Genomic DNA, 19099 nt, shown 5'->3' with positions numbered 1-19099 from the left:
TGCAATCACGCAAGTGATAGCATCGCTATCATTTGTGCTGGAGAGGCGTCATGGCGAGCCTGACCATTCGCAAGCTCGACGAAGGCATCAAAAATTACCTCAGGCTGCGCTCGGCCAAGAACCGCAGGTCGGTCGAGGAAGAGGTCCGGGTTATCCTCGGGGAGCTGATCGAAGGCCGTGAGGAGCCCCTGACGCCGTTCACGGCGCCGCCCGTGACCTCCACCACCCCGATGTCCCAACGCACCGGTGCCGTTCCAGAAGCCAGCGTCACCCTGATCATCGGCGGCGGGATCGCGGCCTACAAATCGCTCGACCTGATCCGAAGGCTCAAGGAGCGGCGGATCGAGGTCCGCTGCGTGCTGACCAAGGCGGCGCAGCAATTCGTCACGCCGCTGGCCGTGAGCGCGCTCTCGCATGAGCGCGTCTACACCGACCTGTTCGATCCCCAGAGCGAGTTCGACGCTGGCCATATCCGGCTGGCGCGCGAGTGCGACCTGATCGTGGTGGCGCCGGCGACCGCCGACCTGATGGCGAAGATGGCGCACGGCCATGCCGATGATCTCGCCAGCGCCGTCCTGCTCGCGACCAACCGCAAGATCCTGCTGGCGCCGGCGATGAACCCGCTGATGTGGAACAATCCGGCGACCCGCCGCAACGTCGCGCAGCTTCAGCGCGATGGGGTTGTGCTGATCGGGCCGAATTCCGGAGAGATGGCCGAGGCGGGCGAAGCCGGTGTCGGCCGGATGTCCGAGGCGATCGAGATCGCCACGGCTGCCGAGCGGCTATTGCGGCCGCCGGTGCCGCGCCCGCTTGCCGGCAAGCGCGTGCTGATCACCGCGGGCCCGACGCACGAGCCGATCGATCCGGTGCGCTACATCGCCAATCGATCCTCCGGCAAGCAGGGCTTTGCGATCGCCGCCGCCGCACAGGCCGCGGGCGCCGAGGTGATCCTGGTCAGCGGCCCGGTCGATCTCAGCGATCCCCAGGGCGTGACGGTCAAGCATGTGGAATCGGCACGGCAGATGCTTGAGCAGGTGCAGGCCGCGCTCCCCGCTGACATCGCGATCTTCGCCGCCGCCGTCGCCGACTGGCGCGTCGTCAATGAAGGCGAGCAGAAGCTCAAGAAGACCTCGGCCGGCATGCCGCCGCTCCAGCTGGTCGAGAACCCCGACATCCTCGCGACGATTGCCAAGCTGACCGACAAGCGTCCGCCACTGGTGATCGGCTTTGCCGCCGAGACCGAGCACCTCATCGACAACGCCAAGTCGAAGCTTGCCCGCAAGGGCTGCGACTGGATTGTCGCCAACGACGTCTCCCCCGCAACAGGCGTGATGGGCGGGGACCGCAACACCGTGCACCTCATCAGCCGCAAGAAAGGTGAGAAGCACGATGAGAAGGATGGCGAGATTGCAGTTGATCCCTGGCCGGCGATGACCAAGGAACAGGTCGCCATTGAACTGGTCGCGCATATCGCAAAGAGCGTGACCGGCAAATCCCGGGAGCCCGCATCTTGAGCACCAAAGTCACGGTCGAACTGCAACGCCTGGCCCATGCGGAGGGGCTGCCGCTGCCGGCCTATCAGACAGCCGATGCCGCCGGTCTCGACCTGATGGCGGCGGTGGCCGAGAACGAGCCGCTGACGCTGGCGCCCGGCCAATACGCGCCGGTGCCGACGGGCCTCGCGATCGCACTGCCGCCCGGGCACGAGGCGCAGGTGCGGCCGCGCTCGGGGCTTGCGGCCAAGCACGGCGTCACCGTGCTGAACTCACCGGGCACGATCGACGCGGACTATCGCGGCGAGATCAAGGTGATCCTGATCAATCACGGCCAGACTGCCTTCGTGGTCAAGCGCGGCGAGCGCATCGCGCAGATGGTGATCGCGCCAATGGTGCAGGCCGCGCTGGTTCCCGTCGCGACATTGTCGGCGACCGACCGCGGCGCCGGCGGATTTGGCTCGACGGGTCGTTAAACGCACGGCAATTCCCGCCGAATCACCCGAGGAACTACGTGAAACTGGAACACCGCGCCCCGCATTTTTTTGGGAGCGCCTTTGCGTTCACGATCTGGACTCTTACCGGTGGAGTCACGGTGAGGGTATTGTCGTTTGATTCGCGCGCGACGGGGGTCGCCGCGCGCAAATTCGTGCGATCTTGGGGCAACTATGTCAGGCGTGATCGTGTCGATGCGTCGGACGCTGCTGTCGTGCACATCGCTCGTGCGCAACGGCTTGTTGGGAAGCGCTCTCGCGGCGCTGCTGCCGGCTGCGCCGGCTGAGGCCGCCGACCTCGTCGACACACTCTCAACGTTGCTGGATTTCAACCGGCAGGAGCTCGCGGTGCTGGCCACCGCGCTGGCCCTGCTCGGCTTCTCTGTAGTCGCCGCGATCCTCCTGATGCGCACGCGCGTGCGCACGGCAAGGAACGAGGCGCGGCTGCGCGCCCGGATCGGGGAACTCCAGCTCCAGGCCGACCGCTTCCGCGCACTTCTGTTCGCCGAGCCGCAGATCCTGATTTCCTGGCCCGCCGGCGACAATCGCGCGCAGATCTCCGGTGACATCTCATTGGTGCTGCCGCGCGACTCTTCTCCACAGCGCGTGCTCGCGTTTGGAACCTGGTTGCCGCCGGAACCGGCGCTCCAGATGGATCACGCGGTCGATGCGCTGCGCGACCGCGGCGACGGGTTCCAGCTGACGCTCACCACCGCGCATGGCCACACGCTGGAGGCCATCGGCCGCGCCATCGGTGGCCAGGCCATCGTCAGGATTCGCGAACTCTCGGGGCTCCGCCGCGATCTGGCCGAGACCAATCTGCGTTACAAGGCACTCTCCGACGAGACGGAGATGCTGCGCGGATTCGCGACCGCCGCACCCTGGCCCATCTGGGCCAAGGGCGAGAACGGCGCGCTGGCTTACGCCAACCCCGCCTATGTCCGTGCGACCGAGGCAGCCAGCATCACCGACGCCCAGGAGCGCAAGCTCGAGCTGCTCGACAGCGCCGACCGGACCGCGATGGAGCGCGGACTGAAGGAAACCGCCAATTTCACCTCGCGGCTGCCGATCGTGATCGGCGGCGAGCGGCGCATCTATGACGTGCGCGCCGTCAATGTGGGCGGCGGCAATGTCGGCGTTGCCATCGATGCCAGCGAGGCGGATGCCTTGAGCTCGGCGCTGGTGCGGATGGCGGAAGCGCATCGCCGCACGCTCGACCAGCTCTCCTCCGGCGTTGCCGTGTTCGACGGCCAGCGCCGGCTCGCCTTCTACAATGATTCCTACCGCCAGCTGTGGGACCTCGACCGCGCTTTTCTCGACGCCAACCCTGATGATTCCAGCGTGCTCGACAAGCTCCGCTCCTCACGCAAATTGCCGGAGCAGCCGGACTTCCGCGCCTGGAAGGCCAAGCTGCACGAGGCCTATCGCGCAGTCGAGGCCGCCAAGGACACCTGGTACCTGCCCGACGGCCGCGCGCTCTCCGTCGTCACCACGCCGAACCCCGAAGGCGGCGTCACTTATTTGTTCGACGACGTCACCGAGAGCCTCGAACTCGCCCGCCGCTTCGACGGCATGATCCGCGTCCAGCGCGAGACGCTGGACAGCCTGGCCGAGGGCGTCGCGGTGTTCGGCAGCAACGGCAAGGCGCAGCTGTTCAACCCGGCCTTCGTCCGGATGTGGAAGCTGTCCGCTGACGCCATGCGCGACGAGCCGCACATCCAGACGGTCGAGGGCTGGTGCCATCAGCTGTTCGACGACGCGATCGTCTGGCGCCAGATCCGCGAGGCCGTCACCTCGATCGAGAGCCGCGCCGACGTTCCGCTGAAGCTGGAGCGCAAGGACGGCAGCGTGCTCGACGGCATGATCCGGCCCCTGCACGATGGCGCCACGATGCTGACGTTCCAGGACATCACCGACACCGAGAACGTCGAGCGCGCGCTGCGCGAGCGCAACGAGGCGCTGGAGGCGGCCGACCAGATGAAGGTGGATTTCGTCCACCACGTCTCCTACGAGCTGCGCTCGCCGCTCACCACCATCATCGGCTTCGCGCATTTCCTCAGCGATCCCTCAACCGGGCCGCTGACGCCGAAACAGGCCGAGTATCTCGACTACGTCACCAAATCGACCAATGCGCTGCTGGCGCTGACCAACAACATCCTGGATCTCGCCACCATCGACGCGGGCGCCATGAAGCTGGAACTCGGCCCGGTCGACGTCAGCAAGACCATCGAGCTCGCCGCCGAGGGTCTCCAGGACCGGCTCGCCACCGACCGCATCCGCCTCAAGGTCGAGATCGCGCCCGATGTCGGCAGCTTCACCGGCGACGAGAAGCGCGTGGTGCAGGTGCTCTATAACCTCCTTGCCAACGCCGTCGGGTTTTCTCCACCGGATTCCACCGTCGGCATCAGCGCCCGCCGCACCGAACGCAGTGTGGTCTTCACTGTGACAGATTCCGGGCCTGGAATACCTGCCGACATGAAGGACAAGGTGTTCAACTGGTTCGAAAGCCGCTCGCAGGGCTCGCGTCATCGCGGCGCCGGGCTTGGCCTGTCGCTGGTGCGCTCCTTCGTCGAGCTGCATGGCGGCAATATCCGGGTGGATTCGATCGTGGGCAGGGGCACGGTCGTGATCTGTGACTTCCCGACCGACCAGGCGGCGCATCGCGACGCCGCCGAATGACTGCGCCAACCACATTTTCCGTCGCGCTCCACAACGAGACGGCCACTGCGCAACTGATGGCCGACCTCGCGCTGCTGGTCGGCCCCGGCGATGTCATCACGCTCACCGGCGATCTCGGTGCCGGCAAGACCGCGGCGGCGCGGGCCATGATCCGCTACCTCGCCGGCGATGACGCACTGGAAGTACCGAGCCCGACCTTCACGCTGGTGCAGGGCTACGAGCTGCCACCATTCCCGGTGATGCATGCCGACCTCTACCGCGTCGAGGACGAGAGCGAGCTCGAAGAGATCGGGCTGTCGCCGCTGCCGGAAGCAACCCTCGTCCTGATCGAATGGCCGGAGCGCGCACCATCGGCGATGCCTCAAGACCGCATCGACATCGCGCTGACGCACCGGCCGGCGCTGGGCTCGAATGCACGCGCTGCCGACATCACCGGTCACGGCAAGGCTGCCGCCACCGTCGCGCGGTTGAAGGCGCTGCGCGAATTCCTCGATGCATCCGGCTACATGGAGGCAACGCGCAAGCGCATGGCGGGCGACGCCTCGACCCGCTCCTATGCGCGGCTGCTGCGCGACGACGAGATCGTTATCCTCATGAATTCTCCGCAGCGCCCGGATGGCGCTGCCATGTACAGCGGAAAATCCTACAGCGCCGCGGTGCATCTCGCCGAAAACATCAAACCGTTCGTTGCCATCGACGAGGGCCTGCGCGCGCAAGGAATCTCCGCGCCCGCGATCCATCATTCCGACCTCGACCACGGATTCCTGATCAGCGAAGACTTCGGCAGCGAAGGCGTGATCGAGGGCGATCCGCCGCGCCCGATCGCCGAACGCTACGAAGCCGCAACCGATTTGCTGGCCGTGCTGCACGGCAAGACGCTGCCGGAGACGCTGCCGCTCGGGGACCAGACCTACGCCATTCCCGTCTTCGATACCGAGGCGCTGCTGATTGAAATCGGCTTGATGCCGGAATGGTACCTGCCCGATCGCAACGCGCCGCTGGGCGACGGGAAGCGCGCCGAATTCTTCGCGATGTGGCGCGAGCTGTTGAAGAAGCCGCTGGCGACACCGAAGACGTGGATCATCCGCGATTATCACTCACCGAACCTGATCTGGCTCGGGAATCGCACCGGCATTGAACGCGTCGGCGTGATCGATTTCCAGGACACCGTGCTGGGGCCGCAATCCTATGACGTGGTGTCGCTGCTCCAGGACGCCCGCATCGACGTGCCTGAGGCGATCGAACTGACGCTGCTGTCGCGCTACATCAAGGCGCGCCGCACGAGCGACGCGAGCTTCGACGCGGCCGGCTTCGCCGAGCTCTACGCCATCATGTCGGCGCAGCGGAACACGCGTCTGCTCGGCACCTTCGCCCGCCTCAACCGCCGCGACGGCAAGCCGCATTATCTGCGTCACCAGCCGCGGATCTGGACCTATCTCCAGCGCTCCCTGGCGCATCCCGCGCTCGCCCATCTGCGCGACTGGTATCTCGCCAACGTCCCGCCGCCCCAAAGGCCGGCCCAAGGCTGAACAGCCAAAAGAGGCTGAAAAGGCTGATTTGGAACCCGATTTACCGGCTGTTAGCCAAGGCGCCGGTAATCTGGCGGCGAGGCAGCCGGATGATTACGGGGCTGGAGCAGGGCAGATGGCGGTGAAGACGGACGAGCGCGGCAACAGCCGGATTGTTTTCGAGCGCGGGATCGCGGCCCAGATGATGGGTATCGACGGTACCTGGCGGCGCGACTGCACCATGGAGGACGTCTCCGAGAGCGGCGCCAAGCTGACCATAGACGGCTCGGTCGAAGGTCTGCACCTGAAGGAATTTTTTCTGCTGCTGTCGTCCACCGGACTTGCGTATCGGCGCTGCGAGCTTTCCTGGGTCAATGGCGACCAGATCGGCGTCAACTTTCTCAAGCTCGGCGACAAGAAGAAAAAGGCGCGTTCCACATCCATCGGGGCGTAACGGCAACACCCGTCGTACAAGCGTCACGGCAGGTGGTTAAGGCGGTTAAGACGCGGTGCGGTCAGTTGAGCCTCGTGTTAGGATTGCTGCGAACGCGAAATCAGTGGGTCTGAGAAAGCGAAGGATGCCCGTCAAACCGACCAAAGCCATGGTGCTCGCCGCAGGATTCGGCCTGCGTATGCGTCCGCTGACGGACAAGATGCCGAAACCGATGGTTCCGGTGGCCGGTCAGCCGCTGCTCGACCACGTGCTCGACAAGCTTGCCCAGGCCGGCGTGAGCGAGGCGGTGGTCAACGTGCACTACCTGCCGGACCAGATCATCGATCACACCGCATCTCGCCAGCATCCGCGCGTGACCATCTCGGACGAGCGCGACCAGGTGCTCGGCACCGGCGGCGGCGTGGTCAAGGCACTGCCGCTGCTCGGGGACGCACCGTTCTTTCACGTCAATTCCGACACGCTGTGGATCGACGGCGTGCGCTCGAACCTGACGCGGCTCGCCGAAAACTTCGACCCTGAGCGCATGGACATCTTGCTCCTGATGGCGCCGACGGCGACCAGCATTGGCTATAGCGGCCGCGGCGATTACGGCATGCTGGCCGACGGCGCCCTGCGCAAGCGCAAGGAAAAAGAGGTCGTTCCGTTCGTCTATGCGGGCGCCGCGATTCTGTCGCCGTCGATCTTCGCCGATGCCCCGACTGGCGAGTTCTCGCTGACCAAGATGTTCGACCGTGCCAACGAGCAGGAGCGGCTGTTCGGCCTTCGCCTCGACGGCGTCTGGATGCATGTCGGCACGCCTGATGCCGTCCACGCGGCGGAAGAGGCGTTTTTGGAGAGCGTGGCGTAAGAGTTGCCTCGTCATTCCGGGGCGCGCGTAAGCGCGAACCCGGAATCTCGAGGTTCCGGGCTCGGTGCTGCGCACCGCCTCGGAATGACAGCGGGAGAGCGGGGACTATCCGCCTCCGCCCCATATCCATTTGAGTCCGCCTCCCTATATTGGCGCCTGATTCCCGAATCAGGCAGCTCATGCGCGTTTTCAGCGTTCCTATCTCAGTTCCGTTCCTGCGCACCGTCGTCTCGAGCCTGCTCGACGGCCGGCTGGTCGAGGGCTTTGAGGCGCGCAAGGAGCCGGCACGGCTTGCCGATGCCACGCTGTACCTGCCGACACGGCGCGCCATGCGCGTCGTCCGCGAGATCTTCCTCGACGAGATGAAGGCGGATGCGGTCGTGCTGCCGCGCATCGTCGCGCTCGGCGACATCGACGAGGATGAACTCGCGTTCGCCGATGAGGGCGAACAATTTTCCGGCGCAACGCCGCTCGACATTCCGCCGCGGCTCGGCGAGCTCGAACGGCGGCTGACACTGGCGCAGCTCGTCGCGGCCTGGGCCAAGGGTCCGGTGCTGTCGCCGCTGGTCGTCGGCGGCCCCGCTTCGACGCTGGCACTGGCGTCCGATCTCGCGCGCCTGATCGACGACATGGTCACGCGCGGCGTCGACTGGAGCGCGCTCGATGGCCTGGTGCCTGATATGCTCGACCGGTACTGGCAGCACTCGCTTGAATTCCTGCGCATCGCGCGCATCGCCTGGCCCGGTCATCTCGCCGAAATCAAACGCATCGAGCCCGCTGCCCGCCGCGACCTCCTGATCGATGCCGAAGCCAGGCGGCTGACCGCGCATCCCCTTGGCCCCGTGATCGCGGCCGGTTCGACCGGCTCGATGCCGGCCACGGCAAGATTTCTCCACGCAGTCGCCTCGCTGCCGCATGGCGCCGTGGTGCTGCCCGGCCTCGACACCGATCTCGACGACGATGCATGGCGCAGCATCGGCGGCGTCCGCGACTCGCTCGGCAAGTTCGCGGAGCATCCAGTCTCGAACCATCCGCAATATGCAATGCACGCGCTGCTGGATCGCTTTGGCATCAAGCGCAGCGACGTCGATATCCTCAAGCCTCCGGCGGAAGGCGGCCGCGATCTGCTGGCGTCGGAATCGATGCGGCCCTCGGCCAAGACGGAGATCTGGCACGACCGGCTGAAGCAGCCGGATGTGGCCGCGAAGATCACCGGCGGCATGAAGAACCTCGCGGTGGTCGAAGCTCCCAACCCCGAGATGGAAGCGCTCGCGATCGCCATCGCGATGCGCGAGGCGCGGCATCTCGACAAATCCGCGGCGCTTGTCACGCCCGATCGTGCGCTGGCGCGGCGGGTGATGGCTGCGCTGACACGGTGGGATCTCGCTTTCGACGATTCCGGCGGCGACGTCCTGATGGAAACGTCCGCCGGCGTCTTTGCGCGACTGACAGCGGAGGCTGCGACCAGGGGATTGGAGCCGCCGACGCTGCTCGCAATGCTGAAGCACCCGCTGTGCCGGCTCGGCCGGGCGCCTGGCGCATGGAAGGCGGCGATCGAAAGCCTGGAGCTCGCTTTGTTGCGCGGCACGCGCCCGCCTGCGGCCATCGCCGGGCTGTTGCGCGAATTCAATCGCTTTCGCGAGGAACTGGCAAAGCTGTGGCGCAGCGAGGTCTCCGCGCTGCACAAGGCCGAGCCGCGCGCACGTCTCAAGGCGGAAGACCTCGATCGCATTCAGGCGCTGATCGATGGCCTACGACAAGCCTTGGCGCCGATCGAGAGTCTTGCGTCATCAAAACCGTTTGACTTCGCCGAACTCGCGCATCGGCATCGCGAGATCATGATCGAGCTGTCGCGCGACGAGCAGGGTATCCCCCTGGCGTTCGAGGAGCGCGAAGGCCTCGCGCTCGCGAGCGCCTTCGACGATCTCCTGCGCGGCGGCACGACCAGCGGATTGATAGTCACGCTGCCCGACTACGCAGACGTGTTCCAGACCGCGTTCAGCGATCGCGCGGTGCGGCGGCGGGACAGGCCGGGCGCGCGGCTCCAGATTTACGGCCCGCTGGAATCGCGCCTGATGCAGGCCGACCGCATCATCGTCGGTGGGCTGATCGAGGGCGTCTGGCCACCGGCGCCGCGCATCGATCCGTGGCTGAGCCGGCCGATGCGGCACCAGCTGGGCCTCGATCTGCCGGAACGCCGTATCGGCCTCTCCGCGCATGATTTTGCGCAACTGCTCGGTGGCGACGAGGTCATCCTCACCCACTCCGCCAAGGCCGGCGGTGCGCCGGCGGTCGCCTCGCGCTTCCTGCACCGGTTGGAGGCGGTCGCGGGCGATGCGCACTGGAAGGCCGCCATTCGCGCGGGCGAGAAATACGTGCAGTTCGCAGCCGCGCTGGACCAGCCCGACGAGGTCAGACCGATCAAGCAGCCCGAGCCGCGACCGCCACGCGCAACCCGGCCGCTCAGGATGTCTGTGACTGGGATCGAGGACTGGCTGCGCGATCCCTATACGATCTACGCAAAACACATTTTGCGGCTCGACGCGCTCGATCCCGTCGACATGCCGCTGTCGGCCGCCGACCGCGGCTCGGCGATCCATGATGCGCTCGGCGAGTTCACGGAACGCTACGCCAACAATCTGCCCGATGATCCCGCGCGCGTGCTGCGCGCGATCGGCGAAAAACACTTTGCACCGCTGATGGAGCGACCCGAGGCGCGGGCGCTGTGGTGGCCGCGCTTCCAGCGCATCGCGCGCTGGTTCGGCGAATGGGAGACGGCGCGGCGCGACGCGATCGAGGCGATCGCCGCGGAAACTCGCGGCGAGATTTCGATCCCGCTCGACCATGGGCGCAGCTTCCGTCTCTCCGCGCGCGCCGACCGCATCGAACGGCGCCAGGGCGGCGGCTACGCCATCCTCGACTACAAGACCGGCCAGCCACCGACCGGCAAGCAGGTCCGCATGGGCCTGTCACCGCAGCTCACGCTGGAAGCCGCGATCCTGCGCGAGGGCGGTTTTCCCGACATCGATGCCGGCGCGTCCGTGAGCCAGCTCGTCTATGTTCGCCTGAGCGGCAACAATCCGCCGGGCGAAGAACGCATTCTCGAGCTCAAGTTCAAGCAAGGTGACGAGCCGCAGCCGCCGGACACCGCGGCTGCCGAGGCCAGGGCCAAGCTCGAGGCGCTGATTCGCGCCTTCGAGGACGAGAACCAGCCCTACACCTCGTTGAACCTGCCGATGTGGACCAACCGCTACGGCGCCTATGACGATCTTGCCCGGATCAAGGAATGGTCCGCGGCTGGCGGATTGGGGATTGAGGAATGGTAAAGGCACCGCGCCCGATTCCGGATGAGGTGCGCGCGAGGCAAGCGCGTGCATCGGACCCGACCGCATCAGCCTTCGTGTCGGCCAATGCCGGCTCGGGCAAGACGCATGTGCTGGTGCAGCGGGTGATCCGCCTGCTGCTCGCGGGTGTGCCGCCGGAAAAGATTCTCTGCATCACCTTCACCAAGGCGGCTGCCGCCAACATGGCCGAGCGCGTGTTCACCACGCTCGGGCATTGGGTGACGCTCGACGACACCGCACTCGATGCAGCGATCCGCGCGGTCGGCATCCCGCACCCCACTGCAAAATTGCGGCGCGACGCACGAAAGCTGTTCGCCTGTGCGCTGGAGACGCCGGGCGGGCTGAAGGTGCAGACCATTCACGCCCTGTGCACCCGCCTGCTCCAGCAATTTCCGTTCGAGGCCAACGTCCCGGCGCGCTTCGCCGTCATCGACGAGCGCGACCAGACCGACATGATGGAACGCGCCAATCTGAAGGTGCTGCTGGAGGCCGCGCGGGACCCCGACAGCGTGACCGGTCGCGCGCTGCTGACTGCGATGGCGAGCGCCGCCGATGTCACCTTCAAGGAGGTGGTGCGCGAAGCCTGTCTGAGCCGCGATCATTTCATGGCGTGGACCGATGAAGCCGGCAGCGCGGAGCTGGCTGCCGCGCAGATGGCAGCCGCGCTGGGCGTGGCCGCCAGCGATCGCATCGAGGACGTCGAGACCGAGATTGTCGACGGTCCGTTCCTGCCGCGATCGCGGTGGGACGACATCGCCTTTGCGCTGGAGGATGGCAGCAAGTCCGACAACGACCAGGCCTGCCGGCTTCGCGAGGCGAAGGTGTTTTCCGGCGGCGCGCAGGTCGATGCGTATCTCAGCGTCTTCCTGACTGACGAAAAGCTGCCGCGCAAGGCGGTGCTGACCAAGAAGTTCTGCGATCACAACCCGTCCGTCGCCCGCCTGTTCGAGAACGAGGCGCAGCGCGTCAGTGGGTTGGTCGAGACGCGCCGCGCGGTGACCATGCGCGACCGCACCGCGGCCCTACTGCATATCGCGACTGCTGCCGCCGCGAACTATCGCCGCGAGAAGCAGGATCGCGGGCTGCTCGACTATGACGACCTCATCGACAAGACGCTGGCGATGCTCGACCGCGTCTCTTCAGGTTGGGTGCATTACAAGCTCGACCGCGGCGTCGATCACGTGCTGATCGACGAAGCCCAGGACACCAGTCCGCGGCAATGGGACATCGTCGCGCATATCATCTCGGAGTTCACGGCCGGCGAAGGCGCGCGAGAAGGCCTGAACCGCACCGTCTTCGCGGTCGGCGACGAGAAGCAGTCGATCTTTTCGTTCCAGGGCGCTCAGCCCCGGGAGTTCGACGCACGCCGGCGCGAGCTGCACCGCAAGTTCATGGCGGCCGGGCTGAAATTCGATCCGGTCGCCTTCACCTATTCCTTCCGCTCCGGCGCCGCAATCCTGCATTCGGTCGACCACGTCTTCCGCGAGCCCGCGATCTACAAGAGCATCCATTCGATCGAGACCGGCCATCCCCTGCACAATGCACTCGGCGATGCCGGTCCCAGCGTGATCGAGCTGTGGGACCTTGCGGAAGCCGACGACAGGCAGGAGATCGAGGGCTGGCGCGCACCGTTCGACGGCGTCGCCGCCACCAGCCCCGAGGTGAAGCTCGCGCGCCGGATCCAGATTGAGATCAAGCAGCTGGTCGAGAGCGGCACGCTGACCGGGCACGAAGGCGAGCGGCGTCCCCTGCGGTATGGCGACATGCTGATCCTGGTGCGCCGGCGCGGCAATGCGTTCGACGCGGTGATCCAGGCCCTGAAGCACGCCAACGTTCCCGTCGCCGGCGCCGACCGGCTCAAGCTGACCGAGCACATCGGAATCATCGACCTGATGAACCTTGCGGACGCGCTGCTGCTGCCGCAGGACGATCTCGCGCTCGCGGTGGCGCTGAAGAGCCCGCTGTTCGGGCTCGATGACGACGATCTGTTCCAGTTGGCCTGGGATCGCAAGGGATCGCTGCGCCGCGCGCTTGGCGAGCATGCCGGGACAAGCGAGAAATTCACTGCGGCGTTGCGACGCCTCGAGGCCTGCGAAACCCGAGCCCGCGAGGAGACGCCGTTCGCCTTTTACGCCTGGCTGCTCGGGGGCGACGGCGGACGCGCGCGCATGCTGCGCCGGCTCGGTCATGAGGCCAATGACGCGCTCGACGAATTTTTGGAGCTCGCGCTGAACTACGAGCGCAAGGCGCCGGCCTCGCTGCAGGGTTTCATGGCCTGGCTGCGCTCGGCCGATACCGAGGTGAAGCGCGACATGGAGATCTCGCGCGACGAGGTGCGGGTGATGACCGTGCACGGTGCCAAGGGACTGGAGGCCTCGGTCGTGTTCATGGTCGACACCACATCGTCGCCTGCGGATTCGCAGCGGCTGCGGCTGATCCAGGTCCCGCGCGGCAATGGCGGCGAGGTCGTGGTCTGGGCCGGACGCAAGGCGGACGATCCCAAGCCCGTCGTCGAGGCGCGCAAGGCGATGCTCGAGGAGACCGAGGACGAATATCGCCGCCTACTCTACGTGGCGATGACGCGCGCCGCCGACCGGCTCATCGTCGGCGGCTGCATGCCCGGCAACATGAAGACGGTCCGCAAGCTGAGCTGGTACGATCTGGTCGACACCGGGCTCGCCGGCTCGGGCCTGACGAAAGAGACAGTCGAGACGCCGCTGGGCAAGGTGACGCGTTTCTCCCGACCGGAGGATGTCGTGGCGCTGGGCACGCCCGCGACGTCGTTGGACCAGACCACCGCGCTCCCGGACTGGCTGAGGACACCGGTACCGCGCGAGACCATCGACGACGATCCGGTGCGTCCCTCCGGCCAGTCGTCCGGGGAAGGCCGCGCGGTGCTGTCAGGCGAATCAGTGCAGTCCCGCGCGCTCGCGCTGCAACGCGGCACGCTGGTGCACCGGCTGCTGCAATCGCTCCCCGACATCGCCACTGAGCGCCGGCGCGAGGCCGCGATCGGTTTCATGGCACGCAATGCCGCGGACTGGGCGGAGGCCGACCGCGCCGCGCTGGCCGACAAGGTGCTCGCCTTGATCGCCGAGCCACGATTCGCGCCGGTGTTTGCCGCCGGCAGCCGGGCGGAGGTCGCGATCGTCGGCAGGCTGGAGCGGCCGGGCCGCGCCCCGGCGCTGGTGTCGGGCCAGATCGATCGGCTCGTCGTTCGGCCGGACGAGGTCCTGATCGTCGATTTCAAGACCAATCAGGCGGCTCCCAGCAGCGCCAATGCGGCGCCCGCCGCCTATGTCCGGCAGCTGGCGCTATACCGGGCGGTGCTATCGAGGCTTTATCCCCAAAAGCCGGTCCGTGCCGTCCTGCTCTGGACCGAGGCCCTTGAATATATGGAGATTTCGGCTCCCGCGCTGGACGCGGCGCTGGCATCTCTTCATCTCGGTGTGAGCGTCCTTGACCCGGCAAGGAGCCATTCATAGGTTGACGCCATGATCTCGGGCGCGATTCCCGTCGCGCCCCTCTCTCAGGTACGAGGTACTCCCATGGCCGTTGGTAAGGTTTCTGACACCGATTTCGAAGCCGAAGTGCTCAAGGCAAACGGCCCCGTGGTCGTCGATTTCTGGGCCGAATGGTGCGGCCCCTGCCGCATGATCGCACCCGCGCTCGACGAGATCGCCGGCGCGATGGGCGACAAGGTCAAGATCGTGAAGCTCAATGTCGACGAGAGCCCGAAGACCGCATCGAAATATGGAGTGATGTCGATCCCGACCCTGATGATCTTCAAGGGCGGCGAGATGGCTTCCCGCCAGGTCGGCGCGGCGCCGAAGGCGAAGCTGCAGCAGTGGATCACCTCCGCGGTCTGACCCGCGACTGCACGAAATTATTTTTGGAAACGGCCGGCGAAAGCCGGCCGTTTTGCGTTGATGGGACAGTTCCAGCGTAAGACGAGTCCCTGCCTGTGCCTCCCCCTGCAAGACGCGCGCGAAAATCTACGTCCCTCGTAGCGATGGAAGCGCGCTCGGTCGACGCGATCCCGCGCGGCAAGGAGTGGCAATACGAGCCGAAATGGGACGGCTTCCGTTGCCTGCTGTCGCGCAACGGCGGCAGCATTGATCTGCGCTCGAAATCGGGCGAGGACCTCGCGCGCTATTTCCCCGAGATTGTCGCCGCGGCACTGAAGCTGAAGGCGGATCGCTTCACGCTCGACGGCGAGATCGTCGTGCCGCACGGCAAGGGGTTTTCCTTCGACGCGCTGCTGCAACGTATTCATCCGGCGGCGAGCCGCGTGAACAAGCTCTCGGAGGAAACGCCGGCGCTCTATCTCGCCTTCGATCTGCTTGCGACGGCCAGGGAGAAACAACTTGCCGAGCAGCCGCTGAGTGAGCGGCGACCGGCGCTGGAAGCGTTTGCCAAAGCCAATCTGAAAGGCAGCCTCTTCCGCCTCTCACCGGTGACGACGAGCTACGCCATCGCGAAAAAATGGCTGGCGCAATCCGGCGGCGGCTCGGACGGCGTCATCGCCAAACGTATCGACCTGCCCTACCAGGCGGGAAATCGCGACGGCATGCAGAAGATCAAGAAATTCCGCAGCGCCGATTGCGTGGTCGGCGGCTTCCGTTATGCCACCAACAAGATCGCCGGCCGGAGCGTGGTCGGCTCGCTGCTGCTCGGACTCTATGATGACGAAGGTCTCTTGCACCATGTCGGTTTTACCTCGGCAATCAAGGCGACGGAAAAGCCTGACCTGACCGATCGGCTGGAGGCGCTGATCGGCGAGCCCGGCTTCACCGGCAACGCGCCGGGCGGGCCGAGCCGCTGGTCCACCGAGCGGTCGGCAAAATGGTGTCCGCTCAAGCCGAAGCTGGTGATCGAGGTCTGCTACGACCATTTCAGCGGCGAGCGCTTTCGCCACGGCACCTCGATCCTGCGCTGGCGCCCCGACAAGGCCCCGCGGCAATGCAGCTTCGAGCAGCTGAAGCAGAAGGTGGCCGATCCTATGAAGCTGCTGAAACAGCTGTAGCCGGTAGCCCGGATGGAGCGCAGCGTAATCCGGGGCCGTCGTCATTTGTGGTACGATTCCTGGATTGCGCTTCGCTCCATCCAGGCTACGAGGCGACGGCGCTAGGCAATCCATCCCGTCGCCAGCGCGTTTGCCAACTCCGGCTGGCCATTGCGGCGAGCGAGCGCGGCCATCGCCTCGTGATCGTAGACGACATGGCGGAACGTGACCTGCCAGGCACCATCGGTTAGCTCGAGGATCGCATAGCGCGCGTGCGGCGTGCCGGCCTCGACGACATGCGGGAACGGATGCTTGTCACGAAAGCCGGGGCCGCCGACGCTGCCGGGATTGACGATCAGTCTTCCGTCGCGAAGTCGCACCGCACGGGCGAGATGGGTGTGGGCGCACAGGGTCAACGATTGCACGATACCTTGCGCAAACTGTTCGATGCGATCGAGCGGCGACAGCGCCACCGCGCCGTCGGGATGCACGGTATCGAGCCAATAGACTTCGTCGCTGTCGGGCGTCGCGTGGCAGAGGAACACCTGATCGCGAAACACGCGCGTCATCGGCTGCGCGCGCAGCCAATCGAGTTGCGCGGCGTCGAGCGCCGCATGGGCCGGACGATCCCACGAACCCATCTTCTCCGGCGGACGGTCGAGCAGATAGCGATCATGATTGCCGAGCACATGCACGGCATCGAGCTGCATCAGGATCTCGATGGTGCGGCGCGCATCGAGCGGCCCGCTCAGCATGTCGCCGAGATTGACGATGTCGGAGACACCTTGCGCGCGGATGTCGGCGAGCACAGCTTCCAGCGCGAGATAATTTCCGTGGACGTCGGCAATCGCTGCAAAACGCATGGGTCTTCCTGTAGCCCGGATGGAGCGAAGCGTAATCCGGGGCCTTCGTCACTTGCGGTACAGTCCCGGATTGCGCTTCGCTCCACCCGGGCTACCCAACCTCTATACAGGAGGCGTGCCGTTGATGGCGAGCACGTGGCCGGCGAGATAGAGCGAGCCGGTGATCAGGATGCGCGGCGGCACTTCGTAGGCGAGCTTCGCCAAGGCGCGCAGTGCGGCCTCGACGCCGGGCGCGGGCTCGACGCGCATGCCGAGGCTGCGGGCGGCGTCCGTGAGGCGGTCGACCGGCATGGCGTTGTCGGTGTCGGGAATCGGCACCGCGATGATGTGACGCGTCAGACCGGCGAAATTGGCAAGAAAAGCCTGCGCGTCCTTGTTGGCCATCATGCCCGCGATCACGACCAGCGGCCGCGACACCCGCTCTTCGAGATCGCCGAGCGCGGCCGCCGCGACGCGGCCGCCTTCCGCATTATGGCCGCCGTCGAGCCAGATCTCCGAGCCCTGGGGGCCGAGAGCGAGCAGCTCGCCCGAAGCGATGCGCTGCATCCGCGCCGGCCATTCCGCACCGACGATCCCGGCTTCGAACGCCGCCTGGTTGATCTTGAAGGCGTTGGTGGCCCGCAACGTCGCGATCGCGAGGCCGGCATTGTCGAACTGGTGGCGGCCGAACAGGCGCGGCGCCGTGAGATCCATCAAGCCGCGCTCATCGGAATAAACCAGCCGCCCGTGCTCGACATTGACATGCCAGCTCTCGCCCCCGGCAAACAACGGCGCGCGCATGCGCTTGGCCTGCGCCTCGATCACGGCCATCGCCTCAGCCGATTGCTCGGCGCAAACCACGGGCACGCCACGCTTGATGATCGCGGCCTTCTCACCGGCGATGGGCGTCAGCGTATCGCCGAGAAAGTCCATGTGGTCCATGCTGACAGGCGTGATCACGCAGGCCACCGGTGTATCGACCACGTTGGTTGAATCGAGTCGGCCGCCAAGGCCGACCTCCAGCAGAACCACGTCGGCCGGGTTCTGCGCAAACAGATGAAACGCAGCAGCCGTCTTGAGCTCGAACACGGTAGCCGGCTCGCCGGCATTGACACGCTCGACCTCTTCCAGCGCCGCGCGCAACTCGTCGTCGCCGACCAGCACGCCGCCACCGACCCGGCCGAGCCGGAAACATTCGTTGATGCGCACGAGATAGGGCGAGGTGTAGGCGTGGACGCGCAGGCCGGCGGCTTCCAACGTCGCGCGCAGATAAGCGAGCGTCGAGCCCTTGCCGTTGGTACCGGCGATGTGGATCACCGGCGGCAGCTTGCGCTCGGGGTGACCGAGCCGCTCGAGCAGGCGGTGCATCCGCTCCAGCCCGAGATCGATGCGTTTCTGATGCAGGGCCGACAGCCGCCCGATCAATTCGTCAAGCGACGGTTTAGCGCGGTCAGAGGAAGCGTTCACGCGTGCGGCGCGGCCGGCGCCGTTTCGGGAGCCGACACGATCTGCGCCGGGCTCACGACCGGCTGCACCGGTTTCGATGCGCTCTCCAGCGCCGGCGCCCTGGTCAACAGTCGGCAGAGCCGCGCCAGGGTCGGGCGCAATTCGTGGCGGTGCACGACCATGTCGACCATGCCGTGCTCCTTGAGGTATTCGGCGCGCTGAAAGCCCTCGGGGAGTTTTTCGCGAATGGTCTGCTCGATCACGCGCGCGCCGGCAAAACCGATCAGCGCACCGGGTTCGGCAATCTGCACGTCGCCGAGCATCGCATAAGACGCGGTGACGCCGCCGGTGGTCGGGTTGGTCAGCACGACGATGTAGGGCTGTTTTGCTTCACGCAGCATCTGCACCGCGACCGTGGTGCGCGGCATCTGCATCAGCGACAAGATGCCTTCCTGCATGCGCGCGCCGCCCGATGCGGCGAACACGATGAACGGCGACTTCTTCTCGACCGCGAGTTCCAGTCCGCGCACGATGGCTTCGCCCGCGGCCATGCCGAGCGAGCCGCCCATGAAGTCGAAATCCTGCACGGCGACGACGACGGCGGCACCTTCGAGCTTGCCGTAGCCGACCTTGATCGCGTCGTTGAGGTTGGTTCGCGCGCGCGCATCCTTGATGCGATCGACGTACTTCTTCTCGTCACGGAATTTGAGCGGATCCAGCGTGACGTCAGGCAGCGCGACGTCGTACCAGGTCTCGTTGTCGAAAATCGACTTCAGACGCGCCACCGCGTTCATGCGCATATGGTAGTTCGAGCCGGGGATGACGAACTGGTTGGCCTCGACGTCCTTGTAGAACACGAGCTGTCCGGAATCCGGGCACTTGATCCAAAGATTCTCCGGCGTCTCCCGCCGCAGCATATTGCGGATCTTCGGCCGGACCACATTGGTAAGCCAGTTCATGGTTTGCTCCGATGTGCGATCCCGCCTG

Annotated in this window: 13 protein-coding genes; 10 read left to right on the top strand and 3 right to left on the bottom strand. The window is 66.1% G+C overall.

All coding sequences use genetic code 11. The annotated features are described in order from the left end of the window. The first annotated feature begins 50 nt into the window (after window positions 1-50). The 10 genes from coaBC to ABIC03_RS33095 all read left to right on the top strand — a co-directional run bounded on the left by coaBC (window position 51) and on the right by ABIC03_RS33095 (window position 15845). Window positions 51-1514 (top strand): bifunctional phosphopantothenoylcysteine decarboxylase/phosphopantothenate--cysteine ligase CoaBC, encoded by a 1464-nt coding sequence (coaBC, locus tag ABIC03_RS33140; protein ID WP_354064365.1) that lies wholly within the window; start codon window positions 51-53, stop codon window positions 1512-1514. Beyond that, a complete protein-coding gene (gene dut / locus ABIC03_RS33135; protein WP_354064363.1) occupies window positions 1511-1969 on the top strand; it encodes a dUTP diphosphatase in 459 nt (152 codons plus the stop codon). Before coaBC ends, dut begins: the two co-directional genes overlap by 4 nt. 192 nt (window positions 1970-2161) lie before the next feature. Further along, window positions 2162-4666: a sensor histidine kinase gene (locus tag ABIC03_RS33130; protein ID WP_354064361.1), complete on the top strand. Its 2505-nt coding sequence runs from the start codon at window positions 2162-2164 to the stop codon at window positions 4664-4666. Continuing rightward, the gene (gene tsaE, locus ABIC03_RS33125; protein WP_354064359.1) at window positions 4663-6195 is read left to right on the top strand and encodes a tRNA (adenosine(37)-N6)-threonylcarbamoyltransferase complex ATPase subunit type 1 TsaE; all 1533 of its coding nucleotides are present in this window, start codon (window positions 4663-4665) and stop codon (window positions 6193-6195) included. The genes ABIC03_RS33130 and tsaE overlap by 4 nt, the downstream gene beginning before the upstream one ends. A 115-nt stretch (window positions 6196-6310) precedes the next feature. Then, entirely contained in the window at window positions 6311-6628 is a 318-nt protein-coding gene (locus ABIC03_RS33120) for a PilZ domain-containing protein (protein ID WP_354064357.1), read from the top strand. A 124-nt stretch (window positions 6629-6752) separates the two neighbouring features. Further along, on the top strand, window positions 6753-7475 hold the full coding sequence (locus ABIC03_RS33115) for a nucleotidyltransferase family protein (RefSeq protein WP_354064355.1): 723 nt from the start codon (window positions 6753-6755) through the stop codon (window positions 7473-7475). A 179-nt stretch (window positions 7476-7654) separates the two neighbouring features. Next, window positions 7655-10801, top strand: a complete 3147-nt coding sequence (gene addB / locus ABIC03_RS33110) for a double-strand break repair protein AddB (protein ID WP_354064353.1) — start codon at window positions 7655-7657, stop codon at window positions 10799-10801. Further along, window positions 10795-14304: a double-strand break repair helicase AddA gene (addA, locus tag ABIC03_RS33105; RefSeq protein ID WP_354064351.1), complete on the top strand. Its 3510-nt coding sequence runs from the start codon at window positions 10795-10797 to the stop codon at window positions 14302-14304. Before addB ends, addA begins: the two co-directional genes overlap by 7 nt. Before the next feature lie 63 nt (window positions 14305-14367). Further along, a complete protein-coding gene (gene trxA, locus ABIC03_RS33100) occupies window positions 14368-14688 on the top strand; it encodes a thioredoxin (protein WP_007598398.1) in 321 nt (106 codons plus the stop codon). Between the two features lie 143 nt (window positions 14689-14831). Continuing rightward, complete coding sequence (locus tag ABIC03_RS33095; protein WP_354064347.1) at window positions 14832-15845, top strand: ATP-dependent DNA ligase; 1014 nt, start codon at window positions 14832-14834, stop codon at window positions 15843-15845. 101 nt (window positions 15846-15946) lie between these two features. Here the strand turns inward: ABIC03_RS33095 and ABIC03_RS33090 are convergent, their stop codons facing one another. The 3 genes from ABIC03_RS33090 to accD all read right to left on the bottom strand — a co-directional run bounded on the left by ABIC03_RS33090 (window position 15947) and on the right by accD (window position 19071). Then, window positions 15947-16687 (bottom strand): metallophosphoesterase family protein, encoded by a 741-nt coding sequence (locus tag ABIC03_RS33090; protein ID WP_354064345.1) that lies wholly within the window; start codon window positions 16685-16687, stop codon window positions 15947-15949. Window positions 16688-16789: 102 nt separating this feature from the next. After that, window positions 16790-18133 carry a bifunctional folylpolyglutamate synthase/dihydrofolate synthase gene (locus ABIC03_RS33085; RefSeq protein ID WP_354064343.1) on the bottom strand — a complete coding sequence of 448 codons (1344 nt, stop codon included), beginning with the start codon at window positions 18131-18133 and terminating at the stop codon, window positions 16790-16792. Further along, window positions 18130-19071: an acetyl-CoA carboxylase, carboxyltransferase subunit beta gene (accD, locus tag ABIC03_RS33080; protein WP_354064341.1), complete on the bottom strand. Its 942-nt coding sequence runs from the start codon at window positions 19069-19071 to the stop codon at window positions 18130-18132. Before accD ends, ABIC03_RS33085 begins: the two co-directional genes overlap by 4 nt. Between the last annotated feature and the right edge of the window lie 28 nt (window positions 19072-19099).

It is taken from the genome of Bradyrhizobium sp. RT6a (assembly GCF_040547675.1).
Classification (GTDB): domain Bacteria; phylum Pseudomonadota; class Alphaproteobacteria; order Rhizobiales; family Xanthobacteraceae; genus Bradyrhizobium.
The sequence above is the reverse complement of the archived record's forward strand: the minus strand, read 5'-3'. Positions and strand labels throughout refer to the sequence as shown.